The sequence below is a fragment of the Streptomyces sp. NPDC049040 genome, from assembly GCF_043197715.1.
GTDB lineage: Bacteria > Actinomycetota > Actinomycetes > Streptomycetales > Streptomycetaceae > Actinacidiphila.
In genome coordinates this window covers 63,249-78,968 of record NZ_JBICTO010000001.1, presented here as the reverse complement: position 1 = coordinate 78,968, position 15,720 = coordinate 63,249, and the positions used below count along the sequence as shown (strand labels likewise).

Annotated in this window: 12 protein-coding genes and 2 tRNA genes; 2 read left to right on the top strand and 12 right to left on the bottom strand. The window is 72.8% G+C overall.

Translation table 11 applies throughout. The annotated features are described in order from the left end of the window. Window positions 1-15 precede the first annotated feature (15 nt). Window positions 16-1,029: an ABC transporter permease gene (locus ACGFMP_RS00350; protein ID WP_393669367.1), complete on the top strand. Its 1,014-nt coding sequence runs from the start codon at window positions 16-18 to the stop codon at window positions 1,027-1,029. Between the two features lie 70 nt (window positions 1,030-1,099). Here the strand turns inward: ACGFMP_RS00350 and ACGFMP_RS00345 are convergent. From ACGFMP_RS00345 to ACGFMP_RS00290, 12 genes are all read right to left on the bottom strand, one after another. Beyond that, a tRNA-Phe gene (locus tag ACGFMP_RS00345) sits at window positions 1,100-1,173 on the bottom strand. 4 nt (window positions 1,174-1,177) lie between these two features. Next, window positions 1,178-1,252, bottom strand: a tRNA-Asp gene (locus tag ACGFMP_RS00340). 296 nt (window positions 1,253-1,548) lie between these two features. Next, a complete protein-coding gene (locus ACGFMP_RS00335) occupies window positions 1,549-2,268 on the bottom strand; it encodes an FMN-dependent NADH-azoreductase (protein ID WP_393669366.1) in 720 nt (239 codons plus the stop codon). Window positions 2,269-2,359: 91 nt separating this feature from the next. Continuing rightward, the gene (locus ACGFMP_RS00330; protein WP_393669365.1) at window positions 2,360-3,229 is read right to left on the bottom strand and encodes an LLM class flavin-dependent oxidoreductase; all 870 of its coding nucleotides are present in this window, start codon (window positions 3,227-3,229) and stop codon (window positions 2,360-2,362) included. Between the two features lie 120 nt (window positions 3,230-3,349). Continuing rightward, window positions 3,350-3,520: a hypothetical protein gene (locus ACGFMP_RS00325; protein ID WP_393669364.1), complete on the bottom strand. Its 171-nt coding sequence runs from the start codon at window positions 3,518-3,520 to the stop codon at window positions 3,350-3,352. Window positions 3,521-3,600: 80 nt separating this feature from the next. Next, window positions 3,601-4,812 (bottom strand): M20 family metallopeptidase, encoded by a 1,212-nt coding sequence (locus ACGFMP_RS00320; RefSeq protein WP_393669363.1) that lies wholly within the window; start codon window positions 4,810-4,812, stop codon window positions 3,601-3,603. Between the two features lie 80 nt (window positions 4,813-4,892). After that, window positions 4,893-6,902: a beta-galactosidase gene (locus ACGFMP_RS00315; RefSeq protein WP_393669362.1), complete on the bottom strand. Its 2,010-nt coding sequence runs from the start codon at window positions 6,900-6,902 to the stop codon at window positions 4,893-4,895. Continuing rightward, complete coding sequence (locus ACGFMP_RS00310; RefSeq protein ID WP_393669361.1) at window positions 6,899-7,198, bottom strand: hypothetical protein; 300 nt, start codon at window positions 7,196-7,198, stop codon at window positions 6,899-6,901. Before ACGFMP_RS00310 ends, ACGFMP_RS00315 begins: the two co-directional genes overlap by 4 nt. 105 nt (window positions 7,199-7,303) lie before the next feature. Then, window positions 7,304-8,314 carry a LacI family DNA-binding transcriptional regulator gene (locus ACGFMP_RS00305; protein WP_393669360.1) on the bottom strand — a complete coding sequence of 337 codons (1,011 nt, stop codon included), beginning with the start codon at window positions 8,312-8,314 and terminating at the stop codon, window positions 7,304-7,306. Window positions 8,315-8,472: 158 nt separating this feature from the next. Next, complete coding sequence (locus tag ACGFMP_RS00300; protein ID WP_393669359.1) at window positions 8,473-9,423, bottom strand: carbohydrate ABC transporter permease; 951 nt, start codon at window positions 9,421-9,423, stop codon at window positions 8,473-8,475. Next, window positions 9,420-10,448, bottom strand: a complete 1,029-nt coding sequence (locus tag ACGFMP_RS00295) for an ABC transporter permease (protein WP_393669358.1) — start codon at window positions 10,446-10,448, stop codon at window positions 9,420-9,422. Before ACGFMP_RS00295 ends, ACGFMP_RS00300 begins: the two co-directional genes overlap by 4 nt. Window positions 10,449-10,480: 32 nt before the next feature. Further along, window positions 10,481-12,178 (bottom strand): ABC transporter substrate-binding protein, encoded by a 1,698-nt coding sequence (locus tag ACGFMP_RS00290; protein WP_393669357.1) that lies wholly within the window; start codon window positions 12,176-12,178, stop codon window positions 10,481-10,483. Between the two features lie 430 nt (window positions 12,179-12,608). Here ACGFMP_RS00290 and ACGFMP_RS00285 point away from each other — a divergent pair, with 430 nt between their 5' ends. Then, window positions 12,609-15,605 carry a glycoside hydrolase family 3 C-terminal domain-containing protein gene (locus ACGFMP_RS00285; RefSeq protein WP_393669356.1) on the top strand — a complete coding sequence of 999 codons (2,997 nt, stop codon included), beginning with the start codon at window positions 12,609-12,611 and terminating at the stop codon, window positions 15,603-15,605. The last annotated feature ends 115 nt before the right edge of the window (window positions 15,606-15,720 follow it).

Here is a 15,720-nt window from a genome sequence, read left to right as displayed (position 1 = left end):
CCGTAGCGTGCGGGCATGGGACAGCGCGTGGCCTCCGCGTGGGCGGCGTTCCGGGCGTCACCGTTCTTCTCCGCGTGCGTGCTGGTCGTCCTGATCGCCGCCGCGGCCGGCCTTTTCGCCGGCTCGTACACCTACGCCTTCGCCAACCCCACCCCCCGGCACATCCCGACGGCCGTCACCGGGGTGCCGCCCTCCCAGGTGAAGCGCGCGGAGTTCGTCGCCGGGATGGAGCAGGCGCTCGGCGCGTCGCTCCGGCTGCACTCCTACCCCAGCTTCGCCGACGCCAGGGGCGCAGTCGAGGCGCAGAAGGTGTTCGCGATCCTCCAGGAGCCCGCCGCCGGGCTGCCGGGCGCCCCCCGCCTCTACGTGTCGTCGGCGTCGGGCGCGAGCGTGGCGCAGCTGCTGGCGGAGACCGCGCCCATGGTCGGCCGGGCGATCGGCACACCCGTCACGGTCCGCGACATCAACCCGCTCCAGAAGGGCGACCCGCGCGGCCTGGCGATCTTCTACATCTCGCTGGCCGCCGTCATCCTCGGCTTCGTGGGGGCCATCCAGCTCAGCGTGCACGCGCGGGCGCTCAACCCGGGGGAGCGCATCGCCTTCACCGGCGGCTACGCGCTGCTCGGCGGCTTCTCCATCGCGGCGGTGGTCGACTGGGGCCTCGGCGCGCTCGACCTGCCTTTCGCGGAGTCGTGGCTGATCCTGGCCTTCACGCTGTTCACGTCCGGCATGGTCTTCACGATGTTCAACACGCTGGTCGGCCGCTGGGCGATGCTCCCCACCTGGGGCCTGATGGTGCTGCTCGGCAATCCGTCGTCCGGCGGCGCCGTGTCGTGGCCGCTGCTGCCGTCGCTGCTCGGGCGGATCGGCCGCTGGCTGCCGCCGGGTGCTTCGGTGAACGCCCAGCACACCGCCGTCTACTTCGGCAGCCACCAGCACGCCTTCCCCTTCGCGGTGCTGGCCGGATGGGCGGCCCTGTCGACCGCGGTCTTCGTCGGCTGGCGGCACCGGCACCCGGGTGGCCGCTGATTGAGGCTGCAGAAAGCCTCGTGAAAAAACGGCGTAGGCCCCGTCCGAGGACGGGGCCTACGCCGTGCGGTGGCTGGGGCCGGGGTCGAACCGGCGACCTACCGCTTTTCAGGCGGTCGCTCGTACCAACTGAGCTACCCAGCCGCAGCGGTCCTGACGGGATTTGAACCCGCGGCCTCCACCTTGACAGGGTGGCGAGCACTCCAAACTGCTCCACAGGACCTTGCTGTACTGCTTGTACTTCCCACTGCTCCGTGCGGCACAAGTCTGACACATGCCGAGCCATGCTCCCGCACCGGTTTTTTGCGACACTCCCGATTGGTTTGCCCTCCGTGACCGGATGAGCACTGCCTGACAGGCCGTTGTCGCTGGATCAGCGTATCAGACCTCGGGACCCCTCCCTGGCGACCCTCTTCCCGCCTGTGCGGCGGCGGGCACGGGCCGCGGGTGCCGCCCCGGGGCCGCGGCGGCGGCCGGCGCCGATCGGGGCCGGCCGCCACCGCGCCGAAAAGCGGGCCGTCAGCGCGCGGCCGACCGCGCCCGGTCGTGCGTCCCGGCGCCCACGGCTGCCAGCGCCTCGACCTCGGCGCGCGCCGCGGCCAGCGAGTCCGCCGCCTGCGGGCGGAAGCGCTCAAGCTGCGGGACGATGTCGGCCACGGTCAGCTCGGCGCGGACGACGCTGAGGTTCTCCTTTGGCACCCCGTGGTCGGCGAAGTACGCCCGCAGGTAGGGGGTCTGGAAGTCCCAGCCCTCGCGCGGGGTCCCCGGGCCGTAGGCGCCGCCCCTGGAGCTGACCACCACCACCCGCTTGCCGCGCAGCAGGCTCTGCCCGGTGCCGAGGTCGGTGAGGGCGCCGGGGAAGGTCACCCGGTCGATCCAGGCCTTGAGCAGCCCGGACACCGAGTAGTTGTACATCGGGGCGCCGATCAGCAGGGTGTCGGCCGCCAGGAGCTCGGCGACCAGCGGCCTGGTCAGCGCCCAGGCCCGCTCCTCGGCCGGGTTCTCGGCCAGGGCGGGTACGGCCCCGGGCGGGACCAGGCCCTTGCGCTCCACCCGCCGGCCGAGCGTGCAGTAGGCCGTGTCCAGCGGCGGTACGGGGTCGGCGGCCAGGTCCCGGCGGCGGTATCCGGCCGTGCCGTGCACGGTCTGCCAGGTCCTGGCGAACAGCGCGGTCAGCTGCCTGCTGACCGATTCACCCGACTGGTTGGCGCTGGAATCGAGGTGGAGCAAGGACGTCACGGGTCTCTCCTGCCGGTTCGGCTGCGGGGTGTGTCCCCCCGAGAGGTGACGGAGCGGCCGGCACCGAGGTGACCGGCCGCCTTGCCCGTCCTCAGGCGAGCGCGTCCAGCACGGCCCCGAACTGCCGGGCCGGCTCGGCGCCGGAGAAGCGCAGCACGACCGTGTCGGCCCCGGCCGCGGCCAGTTCGCGGACGCGTCCTGCGGCCGCCGCGGGGGTGCCCGAGACGGTGAAGACGTCCTCCGGCGGGCGGCCGAGCCAGCCGGACTGGCCCTCGACGGCGGGCCGCAGCGTACGTGCCACCTCCTCGGCGTCGTCGCCCACGCAGGCGTACGCGTAGACCGTGAGCGTGTGCTCCGCGGTGGCGCCGCCCTTGCCGATCAGGGCCAGCGCGTTCTCCAGGTCCCGCGGTCCGTGGCCCTCTGCGAGCAGCGTGCCGTCCGCGACCCGGCCGGACAGCTCGAGTGAGCGGGGCCGCACCACGCCCGTGACCACCGGCGGCGGTTCCGTGGCCGGGTGCACCAACCGGATGCCGTCCAGGCGCACTTCGCGGCCCTCGAGCCGGACCTCCTCGCCGCGCAGCAGCGCGCGCACCGAGGTGACGGTCTCCTCGAGCAGCGCGAGCGGCGAGCCGGCCGCGACACCGGCTGCGGCCATCCACTCCGGCACCCCGTGCCCGATGCCGGCCACCAGCCGCCCGGGGAACACCCGTGCCAGCGTGGCGATTTCCATCGCCAGCAGGGCCGGGCTGCGCAGCGGTGCGGGCGCGATCCCGATGCCCACCCGCAGCCGCTCGGTCGCCCCGAGCGCCACGGCGGCCGCGGAGATCCCGCCGTTCCACCCGAGGTCCTCGACGACCCACAGATCGTCCGCGCCGAGCGCCTCGACCTCCCGCGCGAAGCCGGGCAGTCCCTCGGGGGCCCAGTCGCGGTCGTACATCACGCCGATCCGTACATTCGTCATGCCCGGAACCTATGTCCGCCGCGCCGGGTGATCAACGCTCAGGACCAGCCCCAGGGTTGGGCGCACGGGGCGCGGTCCGCCGCGGTCGCCCCGCGGGACGGCGTCCGCCGTGGAGCGTGGTCATTGCCCGCCGGACCGCTTCACCGCGTAGACCGCGAGCGCGATCAGCGCGATGACGGCCAGCATCACGATCAGGCCGGTGAGGCCCATGCCGCCACCGCTGCCGTGGCTGTGGGTGTAGTGGTGCGGGCGGTAGGCGAGCTGGGTGAATGCGTGTTCCCCGTTTGTCATGTCCGGGATCTTAGGGCGATCGGGATGCGGAAGCGTCCGCGTGCTGTCCGCCTTGTGTCACAGCCGACCGCCGGGGCGCCTCAGGGCTGCGCGGCGAGGCGGGACGACAGGAAGCCCGCCATCGCCTGGACACCGACCCTTATGGCGCGTTCGTCCGCCACGAAGTCAGGGGCGTGCGGTGCGCCGTTGACCCCGGAAGCCGGGTCGGCGACGCCGAGGAAGTACATCGCCCCAGGCACCCGCCGCAGGAAGAGGCCGAAGTCCTCCCCGGCGAAGGGGAAGGAGGCGTGCAGCACGGTCACCGCGTCCGGGCCGTAGGCCTCCCGCAGATGGGCGGCCGCCGCCTCGCTGAGTTCCGGCGAGCACACCATGGAGGGGAAGGGCTCCCCTGCGAAGGTGACGCGGGCTCCCGGGGCCGACTCGACCGCGCGCCGCACGGCGTCCCTGATGCCCGAGTACCGGCTGTCGGGCCAGGCGCGCAGCCAGGCGCTCACCCGCACACCGCCGGGGGCCGGAGCGAGCGAGGACCCGGCGAGGACGAAGCGCGCCAGCGGGCCGTCCGGCGTCGTCAGGTCCTCGACGAGCCGTGCGCGGTCCTCCGGCGTGCGCGGAGGGGTGGTGGTCGACAGGCCGTCGACCATGGCGCGCAGCCGCCTGCCCCCGGCCTCCGCGCCGGGCCCCGGCACGTCGATCGTGAAGCGGTCGAGCCCGGGGTGCCCGAAGCCCGGCATGACCGCGAACGCCCCGACCGGAAGGGGGCCGCAGTGCAGGGCGTGGATCTCCCGCGGCCGTGTCCGGTCGAGCACCCCGTCCTCGATCATCGCCCGCGCCCCGGCCAGCGTCTCCTCGGCCGGCTGGAAGACGAAGACGACCCGGCCGCCGAGCCGTTCGCGCACCCGGGCCAGGACGCGGGCGATGCCCACCCCGATCGCCACGTGCAGGTCGTGGCCGCACAGGTGGGCCGCCCCCGGGACGCGGGAGGAGAAGCCTTCCGCGGGCTCCTCGTCCGCGGGCACCGCGTCCATGTCGGCCCGGTAGGCGACGGTGGGCCCTTCACCGGCCCGGTCCAGCACCGCCACCACGCCGTGGCCGCCGACACCGGTCGTGACGGTCAGGCCCGCGGCGCGCAGCCGGCCGGCGACGAGGGCCGCGGTGCGCCTTTCCTGGCCCGCGAGTTCGGGATGGCGGTGGAGGGTGCGGCGCAGCGCCACCAGTTCGCCGTCGATCCCGGCCGCGAGCTCGCCGAGTTCGGCGTGACCGGGCGCGGGCGGTACAGCGGGCGCGGTGGGCATGCCCGGAGGCTACCCGCGCGCGATGCCGCCCTGCGAGGGCCCGGACACCGGCGGCCCGGCGCCCGGTCCCGCGAGGCGGCTCACCCCTGGCGGAGGATCGCCGCGCCGCCCGGCGGGAGGGTCAGGCCCGCGGCGGGCAGCGGGCGGGCGGTGAGCAGGTCGTGGCCCTCGGCCCTGACCGTGGCGGGCGCGGCGGTGTGGTTGAGCAGGAAGAGCCAGCTCCCGGAGCCCGAGGGGCGGTGGCGGCGGACGGCCTCGACGCCCGGGGGGACCGGGACTTCAGGGCGCACCCCGGCCTCGGCCAGCAGCCGGGCGACCAGGGCGCCGTACGCCGGTCCTTCGAGGCGGGTGGAGGTGTACCAGGCGCTGCCCGCGCCGTAGGAGTGCCGCGTCACCGCGGGCCGGCCGGCGAGCATGCCGTCGGTGTACGTGGCGACCGCCTCGGCAGGTGCGGTCACCCGCAGGGACTCGCTCCACTCCGAGCCGGTCGAGCCGTCCGACAGCCGCAGGGCGGTGCCGTCGGGCAGCGGGCGGAATTCCTCGACCCGTACGCCGAGGGCCTCGCGCAGCGGCTCCGCCGGGTAGCCGCCGAGGCGGGCGTGGTGGCGGTCGTCGACCACGGCGGCGAAGTGCTGGACCAGCAGGGTGCCGCCGGCCTCGACCCAGGCCCGCAGCGCCTCGGCGGCGGCGTCGGAGAGCAGGTACAGCGCGGGGGCGACGAGCAGCCGGTAGCGGGAAAGGTCCGGGTCGGCGGGGTGGGCGAAGTCCGTGGTGACGCCCGCGTCCCACAGGGCGCGGTGGGCGCGGCGCAACTCGCCGTGGTAGTCGAGCGAGGCGGACGGCAGGCCCTGCCCGTCCAGTGCCCACCAGCAGTCCGAGTCGTGCAGGACGGCGGCCTGGGCCCGTACGACGGAGCCCGCGACCTCGCCGAGGCGCGCCAGCACCGCCCCGGTGTCGGCGACTTCGCGGAAGACCCGGGAGTCGGGCCCGGCGTGCGGGACCATCGCGGAGTGCCACAGTTCGGCGCCGGCCTTGGACTGGCGCCACTGGAAGAAGAGCGCGCCGTCCGAGCCGTGCGCGATGTGCGCCAGCGAGTGGCGCAGGATGTCGCCGGGTTCCTTGGGCAGCGTGCGGTCCCCCGCGTACACGGTGTTGGCGCCCTGCTCGATCAGCAGCCACGGCTTCCCGCCGCCGAAGGAGCGGGCCCGGTCGGCGCCGAAGGCGGTGTCGGCGGCCGCGTCGATGCCGGGCGCGGCCGGGTAGTGGTCGATGCCGACGACGTCGACCTCGCGGCCGAAGGACCACAGGTCGAGCACCTGGTAGCCGGGCAGCATGAGGTTGGTGGTGACGGGCCGGCCGGGTCCCGCGTGCGCGCGGATCGCGTCGCGCTGCTCGCGGTAGGCGGCCAGTGCCTCGTCCGACCAGAACCGCCGGAAGTCCAGGGCGAGTCCCGGGTTGCGGTGCCATTGGGTGGCGCGCGGCGGCAGGATCTGGTCCCAGGAGCCGTAGCGCTGGCTCCAGAAGGCCGTGCCCCAGGCCTCGTTGACGGCGTCCAGGGTGCCGTGCCGGGCCCGCAGCCAGGTCCTGAAGGCCGCGGCGGAGTGGTCGCACCAGCAGACGGTGGCGTACTCGTTGTGGACGTGCCACATGGCCACGGCCGGGTGCCCGCCGTAGCGTTCCGCGAGGGCGGTGGCGATGCGCAGGGACGCCTGCCGGTAGGCGGGCGCGGCCAGGCAGTAGGTGTCGCGGCTGCCGTGCGAGAGCCGTACCCCCTCGGCGGTGACCGGCATCGCGTCGGGGTGCGCGAGGGTGAACCAGGGCGGCGGGGACGCGGTGGGCGTCGCGAGGTCGACGGCGACCCCGTTGGCGTGCAGCCGGTCCAGGTGGGCGTCGAGCCAGCCGAAGTCGTAGCGGCCCTCCTCGGGTTCGAGCAGCGCCCAGGAGAAGACGCCGACCGTCGCGAGGTTCACGTGCGCCCAGCGCATCAGCAGGTCGTCCTCCTTCCAGACGGCCTCGTCCCACTGCTCGGGGTTGTAGTCGCCGCCGAAGGCGAGGCGCCCGCCGAGCCGTTCGGTCAGCGGCCCGGTCACGAGGACACCCCGGTGGCCGGCAGGGACGCGCCGCTCCGCGGGAAGAGCGGCATGCGGTGGAGCGGGGCGTCCACCGTGACGCTGCCGCCGCCCCCGTACGCCCACCCCGCCCACGCGCCGGTCCGGCTCGCGCCTGCCGGCAGGTGGACCCCGCGGGGCCGTGCGCCCGCCTGCGGGCCGCGGCTCGCGATGGCCCGCACCCGGATCGATTCCCGTCCCAGCGCCTCGACGCGCGGGTTCTCGCCCCCGGCACGCCACTCCGGCGCGTGGCCGGGATCGCGGAAGAAGGTGGGCATGCGGGCGCTCCCGGGGCTGCTCGGTGACGTGGCGGTCGGGGTCGGGGTCGGGGTGGGGGTGGAAGTGGGCGCGGGTGTGCGGGAAGGGGGTGACGGGGGCGGCGGTCAGCGGACCGGGGCCGGGCCGCTGCTCTCGCGCGGTGTGAGCACCGGTGTGAGCAGGCTGACCTCGGCGGTGGGCCGGTCCTCGAGCCGGTTCATCACCAACGCGACCGCCTGGCGACCGAGTTCGTGGGCGGGACCGGTCACGGCGGTGAGCCGCGGCGAGTACTGCTCGGCCAGCGGGTCGGGGCACAGCGCGACGACCGAGGCGTCCTCGGGCACGATGCGGCCGCTGGTGCGCAGCAGGCTGAGCAGCGGGCCGATGGCGCCCTCGTTCTGCACGACGAAGCCGGTGGTGGCCGGTCGGTCGGCGAGGATGCGCGACAGCGCGCCCGCGGTGCTCTCGTAGCTGCCCTCGCAGGGCCGGTGCAGGACGCGCAGGCCGCACTGGGCCGCGCGCTCCCGGAATCCGCTCAGGGTGCGCTCGGCGTATCCGGCGTGGCGCTGGTAGACGCCGGGCGCGTAGCCGATGAAGGCGATGTCCTGGTGGCCGAGGTCGGCGAGGTGCTGGGCGCACATGGCGCCCGCGCCGGCGAAGTCGTGGTCGACGCAGGCCAGTCCGCGGGTGTCGGCCGGCAGCCCGATCAGCGCCGCGTGGGTGCCGGTCTCGCGCAGGACGGGGATGCGCGCGTCGTCGAGTTCGACGTCCATCAGGATCACCCCGTCGGCCAGGCCGCTCGCGGCGACCCGGCGCAGGCCCTCGGGGCCCTCGTCGTTGGTGATCAGCAGGACGTCGTAACCGTGGCTGCGGGCGGCCACGGTGACGGAGATGGCGATCTCCATCATGATCGGTACGTAGACGTCGGTCCTGAGCGGGACGACCAGCGCGATGATGTGCGAACGCTTCCCGGCCAGCGCGCGGGCGCCGGCGTTGGGGTGGTACCCCAGTTCGCTGATCGCCTTCTCCACGCGCTCGCGGGTCGGCGGGGAGATCGAGCGCTTGCCGCTGAGGACGTAGCTCACGGTACTCGCGGAGACGCCCGCGTGCTTGGCCACCTCAGCCAGTGTCACCATGCTGGTGAACCCTTCGTGTCGTGCCGCCGGTTGCTTCGACGCCCGGTGAGCGGTGTGGAGTGGGCGGTGGTCGGGGGGCCGGTCCCGTCACACAGCGGGGGATGGGCGTGCGGGACCGGCCCTGTCTCGAGTGCGGTCCGCGGCTGCGCGGACCGCGGTCAGCCCTTGATGGCCCCGGTAAGCATGCCCTTCGCGAAGTGCTTCTGCATGAAGGGGAACACGAGCATGATCGGGAGGAGCGTGATCACCACGACGGCCATCTGGAGTGACAGTGGAGCGGTCTGCGAGTGGCCCGACACGCCGAATCCGGAGTTCACCTGGCCCGGCATGTTCATACCCAGGTTGACGTACTCGTAGAGCACGTACTGGAGCGGCCATTTCTCGGTGTCCATCGGCAGGTAGAGCATCACGTTGAAGAAGGTGTTCCAGTAGCCCACCGCGTAGAAGAGCGTGATGACCGCGGTCACCGCGCGGGAGGTGGGCAGGACCACCGACCACAGGATGCGCCACTCGCTGGCGCCGTCCATGCGGGCGGCGTCGATGAGTTCGGCTGCGGTGCCGGAGTAGAAGCTGCGCAGCACCAGGATGTTGAAGACGCTCACCGCGCTGGGCAGGATCATCGACCAGTAGGTGCCGAGGCCGCCCAGCTCGCTGACCACGAGGAAGGTCGGGATCAGGCCGCCGCTGACGAACATCGTGAAGACCAGCACCAGCAGCAGGAAGCGGTGCCCCAGCGAGCGGGAGCGGGACAGGCCGTAGGCGCACAGGATCGACACGACCATCGACAGGGCGGTGCCGACCGCCGTGATCGCGAAGGTGACGACCAGCGCGCGGCGGACCGGGCCGCCGCTGAGCATCGTGACGTAGGGGTCGAGGGTGATGCCGTCGGGGACGATGACCAGGCCGCCCGCGCGGTTGATCGCGCCCGGGGTGGAGATGCTGGTCAGGACCACGCAGTAGACCGGGACGATGATCAGCAGGACCACGGTGCCCAGCGTGAGGCCCTTGGCGGTCTGGCCGACCGCGGTCGGCGGCTCTTCCCAGGCCGGACGGTTCGGGTGGCGCGGACGGCTGCCCCGGCGGGCTTCCGGTGCGGTCAGGGTGGTCATTTCCGGTACAGTCCGTCCTCGCCGAAGCGGTGGGCCAGCTTGTTGGCACCCCAGATCAGCAGCAGCGATATCACGCTCTTGAAGATGCCCGCGGCAGCTCCGTAGCTGTAGTTCTGGGTGCCGATGCCGTAGTAGAAGGAGAAGGTGTCCAGCACGTCGGAGGCGTCGTGGCCGACGGCGAAGCGCTGGATCAGCAGCTGCTCGAATCCGACCGACAGGGCGTTGCCCAGCCGCAGCACCAGCATCAGCACGATCACGCTGCGCATCCCCGGCAGGGTGATGTGCCACAGCCGCCGCCAGCGCCCCGCCCCGTCGGACGCCGCCGCCTCGTAGAGGTTCTGGTCGATGGCGGAGAGCGCGGCGAGGAAGACGATGATGCCCCAGCCGGCGTCCTTCCAGACCACCTGCGAGGTCACCAGCAGCGAGAAGGTGTGCGGGTTGGTCATGAAGTCCCAGGTGCCCGCGTTGTGCTGGCGCAGGAACTGGTTCAGCAGGCCCGCGCCGCCGATCATCTGCTGGAAGAGCGTGACGACCAGCACCCAGGAGTAGAAGTGCGGCAGGAAGGTGATCGCCTGGATCACCGACCTGATGCGGGAGTTGAGCACCGAGTTCAGCAGCAGGGCCAGCAGGATCGGGATCGGGAAGAACAGCACCAGCTGCACCGCACTGATGTAGAGGGTGTTCTCCAGCGAGTGCCAGAACAGCGGGTCGCCGAACAGCTGGCGGAAGTTGGCCAGCCCCGCCCACTCGCTGTTGCTGATCCCGTCCAGTGGGTCGTAGTACTGGAAGGCGGTGATGGTGCCGACCATCGGCAGGTAGTTGAAGACCAGCAGGAGCCCGACAGCGGGCAGCGTCATCAAGATCAGCGACTTGTCCCGCCGCAGCCTGATCCGCCAGTCGACCCGGCCGACCCGCTTCCGCGCGGCGCCCGCACGCCCACCGCCGTCCCCGCGGTCGCCGCCGCTCTGCCGCGGCCCGCTCGTGTCCTGCTCGTCCTCGCCCTGTTCGGCGACGGTCGACGCCATCATTCCTCCTCGGTGTCGCCTTCCGGCCTGACCTACTGGCCGGTGCCGAGCTTGTCCATGACGGTGGTCTGGTACCAGGCGACGAGGGCGTCGCCGCCGCCGCTGCCCTTCCAGGTGCTGAGCGCGTCCTGGTAGGCGGAGACCGGCTTGATGCCGTGGTAGACGTCCTTGATGGTGTCCTCGACGGCCTGCCCGGCGTCGGCGGTGGCGTAGCGCTGCGGAACGGTGATGTTCATGTTCCAGAACACCGGCTTGTACGCGTGGGTCGCCGCGACCGCGTTCCAGGCGCAGATGTCCTTGGTGACCTGCGGGAAGTCGGGGTTGGAGATGACGTTCACCGGGGTGGCGAGGAAGGGGTAGGTCTGCGCCTTGACGTTGGCGAGGCCCGACTTGGTGGGCGTCGGGCCGTTGGCGCCCACGGTGTAGTCGGTGCCCTCGACGCCGAAGTTGACCAGCGTGTACTCCGCGGAGCCGTAGGGGGCCGCCAGGTAGTTGGCGATCCGCAGGCACTCCTCGATCTGGGCCGGCTTGAGGTTCGCGTTGAGGTAGCTGAACTCGCCCGCGGAGGGGTTCAGGAAGAGCCGGGGGGCCTTGGTGCCGTCGGCCGAGAAGGGCTTGAAGGACGCCCGCCGGTAGGCCTTGTTCGCCGCGATGCCGGCCTGCGCGTCGGCCTCGTTCCACGCGCCCGTGCCGTCGGCGGTGATCAGCACCTTGCCCGCGTAGAAGCGGGTCTTGGCGTCGTTGTTGTTGCCGGCCAGCGCGTCGGGGTGGACGTAGCCCGACTTGGCCACCTTGTAGCACCAGTTGAGCGCCTCGATGAACTCCGGCTGCTCGTACTTGTGCACCAGCTTGCCGCTGGTGACGGTGAACTTCTGCGCGAAGTCGAACATCTGGAAGATGTACGGCCACAGGTCGTCGAAGGCCCACACGCCGCCCTTGGCGTCGGTCAGCTCCTTGCCGAGGGCGAGCAGGTCGTCGCAGGACTTCACATCGTCGGCGTTGATGCCCTTGGCGGCGAAGATGTCACCGCGGTAGAAGTACTGGCCCGGCAGCCCGAAGCCGCTGGCGAAGCTCGGTATGCCGAAGAGCTTGTCCTGGAACATGCCGGCCGTCCAGGCGCCGGTGGGCAGCGCTGCCAGGTTGGGGTACTTCTTGACCTTGTCGCCCGCCAGGTACGGGGTGAGGTCGGCGAGCTGGGTGCCGCACAGCTCACCGACCTTGAAGTTCGAATTCCACCAGCCCGGCAGCTGCACCCAGTCGGGGAGCTTGCGGGCCGCGGTCAGGGTCGGGATGGTGTTGTTGTAGGTGACGCCGTTGGCGGGCTTCATCGTCAGGGTGGCGCCGAGCGCCTTGTTCATGGCCTGGTAGAAGGCGTTGTTCGCCGGCGGGATGGTGCCCCACAGCGGGGTCAGCGCGGTGTAGTGGCCGCCCGCGCCGGGGACTTCGGGTACCGACTTGACCGGGCTCGCCGGGTACTTCAGGAAGCCGGGGTCGGTGATCGCGCTGCCGGAACCGCTGCTCGACGGGATGTCCGCCTGCACGGCGCTGCTCGGCACGTAGGCGGGCAGCGCGGCGGCCGCACCCTTCTTGCTGTTCGTGCCGCCCTTGCGCCGGGTGCTGCTGTTGCTGTCGCCCCCGCCGCACGCCGCGAGCAGGGGCGACATGGCGGCAGCGCCGGCGACGGCGACCGCGCCGTTCACAAAGGATCTGCGGTTCAACTCGATGCTCATGATGGGGCGGCCCTTCGCCTGAGAGGTTCCGTGACGAGCGTCGTGCAGGTGGGAGAAGTCCTGGGCGTCGCAGCGGCGGATGCCGTCCGCATCAATCGAAGCGCTTCGACGTTGCGGCGAGACTAACGACGGCCTACCAGTTCGACAAGTGGTTGCGCAAAAAGATTTCGTGGACCGCGCGGACGTCCGCATACCGGCGTATTGCCTGGTCAGCATGGGGAGTTGGCGCAGGTGGCGGGGCGTGGACCGGCAGTTGATCAGACCCGGTGACATGGTTGACACGGCCGCAATCCACATGTCAGCGTCGAAGCGTTTCACCGGCCGGTGCGCAAGCCCTCCGTCGGACCGGTCCCGTCCGCGCCACGTCCTGCCACGTACGTGGCGCGTTCCTCCCGTGCCCAACGCCGCACTCTGCAAGGGGTTCCCCGCTGTGAGTACCGTCTCCGTGCCCGCCGAGCTGCCCGCCGACCCACCCGTGGACCGGCTGCCGTTCCGCGATCCCGCCGTGCCGCTCGGCGAGCGCGTCGACGACCTGCTGTCCCGGCTCACGCCCGGCGAGCGGATCGCGATGCTGCACCAGTACGGTCCCGCGGTCCCGCGGCTCGGCGTGCAGCCCTTCCGCACCGGCACCGAGGCGCTGCACGGCGTCGGCTGGCTCGGCCCCGCGACGACCTTCCCGCAGGCCGTCGGCCTGGGCGCGACCTGGGACGACGAGCTGCTGCGGGCGGTCGGCACGGCGACCTCGACCGAGCTGCGGGCCTTCCACCACCACAGGGAGCCCGCGATCGGCACCGGACGCCACAGCCTCCAGGCGTGGGCGCCGGTGGTGAACCTGCTGCGCGACCCGCGCTGGGGCCGCAACGAGGAGGGCTACTCGGAGGACGCGCTGCTGTCCGCCCGCCTCGGGGACGCCTTCTGCCGCGGCATGTCGGGCGACGACCCGGAACAGCTGCGCACCGCGCCGATCCTCAAGCACTTCCTCGCCTACAACAACGAGGACGACCGCGTCACCAGCTCGTCGGGGGTGCGCCCGCGGGTGCTGCACGAATACGACCTCGCCGCCTTCAGGCAGGCCGTCGCCACCGGATCGGCCACCGGCGTGATGGCCGCCTACAACCTCGTCAACGGCCGACCCTGCCACGTCAGTCCACTGCTGGAGACCGAGCTGCGGCAGTGGGCCCGGCCCACCGGACACGAGCTGTTCGTGGTCAGCGACGCCGAGGCGCCCTCCAACCTGGTCGACCCCGAGCACTACTTCGACGACCACGCCGCCTCGCACGCCGCCGCCCTCAAGGCCGGCATCGACTCCTTCACCGACCACGGCGAGGACACCGACACGACCTTCGGCCGGATCAGCGAGGCGGTCGAGCGCGGGCTGCTCACCGCAGCAGACATCGACAGGGCCGTACGCCGCCAGCTGTCGATCCGCTTCCGCCTGGGCGAGTTCGACCCAGGCCAGGGGCCGTACGCGGGCACCTCCTGGGACGTCGTCGACTCGCCCGAACACCGCGCCCTGGCGCTGCGGGCCGCCACCGAGTCGATCGTGCTGCTCAGGAACGAGCCGAGCGGAGGCGGCGCCGCCGCCGGAAACGCTGCCGCCGCCGGGAGCGCCGCCGGAAACGCTGCCGACGCCGCGCCGCGGGACCGCGCCGGGCTGCTGCCGCTGGCCGTCGGCGGCCGCCGGGTCGCGGTCGTCGGGCCGCTCGCCGACACCCTCTTCGAGGACTGGTACAGCGGCACGATGCCCTACCGGGTCACCGTGGCCGACGGGCTGCGCGCGGAGGTCGGCGCGCGGGGCGGCGAGACCGTCGTGGTGGAGGGCGTCGACCGCATCGCGCTGCGGGCCGCCTCCACCGGCGGGCTCCTCACCGCGGCCGGGGCGGCCGACTGCCTCATCGTGGCCGACACCGACACCGCTGACGGCGCCGCGCAGTTCGACCTGTTCGACTGGGACCTCGGCATCCTCACCCTGCGCAACGTGCGCACCGGCCGCTACGCGGGGCTCGTCGACGAGGACCAGTCGCTCGCCGCCGACCGCGTGCAGCCCGCGGGCTGGGACGTGCACGAGACCTTCAGGCTCGAACCGCTCGGCGACGGCAAGGAGGCGCTGCGGTCGGTGTACACCGGGCGCTACGTCGCGGTGGACCCGGCGAGCGGCGCCGTCGCCGTCACCGCCGACGTCGTCTCCGACGCCGAGCACTTCACGCGAGAGGTGGTCCGCGACGGTGTCGCGGAGGCCGTCGCGGCGGCCGGGCAGGCCGACGCGGTGGTCCTCGTCGTCGGCAACGACCCGCACATCAACGGGCGCGAGACGCAGGACCGGGCCGGCATCACCCTCCCGCCCGCGCACGAGCGCCTGCTGCGGGAGGTCGTCGGCGCGCGCCAGGAGACGGTCCTCGTCGTCATGAGCAGCTATCCCTACGCGGTCGACTGGGCCGACGCGAACGTGCCCGCCGTGCTCTGGACCTCGCACGGCGGCCAGGAGACCGGCCGCGCGCTGGCCGCGGTGCTGCTCGGCGACGCCGACCCGGCGGGCCGCCTCCCGCAGACCTGGTACCGGGCGGACGACGAGCTGCCAGGGCGCCTCGACTACGACATCATCAAGGCCGGCTGGACGTACCAATACCACCGTGCCGCGCCGCTCTACGCCTTCGGGCACGGCCTGTCGTACAGCAGCTTCCCCCTCACCGACCTGGCCCTCGACCGCTCCCGCATCCCGCAGGACGGCACCCTCACGGCGGCCGTCACCGTCACCAACTCCGGTACCCGGCAGGGCGTCGAGACGGTCCAGCTGTACGCAAGGGCGGTGGGCGCGACCGGATACGAGGCGCCGCTGCTCAAGCTGGCCGGCTACCGCAAGGTGCGGCTGGCGGCGGGCGAGTCGGCGCGGGTCGAATTCCCGCTCGACGCGGACGCGTTCGCCCACTGGTCGGTGGCGGCGGGGGAGTTCGCCGTCGAAGCGGGCGGCTACGAGGTGCTGGTGGGCCGTTCAGCCGCCGACCTGCCGCTGTCCGCCGCCCTGACGGTGACAGGCCCGCCGCCCGCCCCGCGCACGGTCGTCGGACACCGGGTGCGTGCGGTCGACTTCGACGACCACACCGGCATCACCCTCGTGGACGCCACGCCCACCGACGGCGACGCCGTCACCCCCTCAGGCGACGACGGCACCCTCGTCTACCGGGCCGCGGACCTGGACGGGGCCAGGACCTTCACGGCCGAGGTCTCCCGCACCGGAAATGGCCCCGCCCACCTGGAGGTCTGGGCGGGCGAAACCCGGCTGGCGGCGGTGCCCGTCCCGTCGACGGGCGGGCGGTACACCTGGACCACCGTGGCGTCCGACCTCGCCACCTGCCCGGCCGGCGTGCAGGACGTGCGGCTCGTCCTGCGGGGGGAGCAGCGGGTCAGGGTGTTCGGCTTCGACGCCTGAGGGCTGTGCCTCGGGGCTGTGGCTGAGGCTTTTGCCTCGGGGCTGTCCCCCGGGCTGCCCTCCGCCGTTCACGGGAGTGCTGCTCACCGCAACCCCCGGGGCCTCGCCCCGGGGG

Coding starts and splice junctions, on each gene's coding strand:
- ACGFMP_RS00350 (WP_393669367.1), top strand. CDS start 16: ATGGGACAGCGCGTGGCCTCCGCGTGGGCGGCGTTCCGGGCGTCACCG.
- ACGFMP_RS00330 (WP_393669365.1), bottom strand. CDS start 3,229: ATGACGAATGTACGGATCGGCGTGATGTACGACCGCGACTGGGCCCCC.
- ACGFMP_RS00325 (WP_393669364.1), bottom strand. CDS start 3,520: ATGACAAACGGGGAACACGCATTCACCCAGCTCGCCTACCGCCCGCAC.
- ACGFMP_RS00320 (WP_393669363.1), bottom strand. CDS start 4,812: ATGCCCACCGCGCCCGCTGTACCGCCCGCGCCCGGTCACGCCGAACTC.
- ACGFMP_RS00310 (WP_393669361.1), bottom strand. CDS start 7,198: ATGCCCACCTTCTTCCGCGATCCCGGCCACGCGCCGGAGTGGCGTGCC.
- ACGFMP_RS00305 (WP_393669360.1), bottom strand. CDS start 8,314: ATGGTGACACTGGCTGAGGTGGCCAAGCACGCGGGCGTCTCCGCGAGT.
- ACGFMP_RS00300 (WP_393669359.1), bottom strand. CDS start 9,423: ATGACCACCCTGACCGCACCGGAAGCCCGCCGGGGCAGCCGTCCGCGC.
- ACGFMP_RS00295 (WP_393669358.1), bottom strand. CDS start 10,448: ATGGCGTCGACCGTCGCCGAACAGGGCGAGGACGAGCAGGACACGAGC.
- ACGFMP_RS00290 (WP_393669357.1), bottom strand. CDS start 12,178: ATGAGCATCGAGTTGAACCGCAGATCCTTTGTGAACGGCGCGGTCGCC.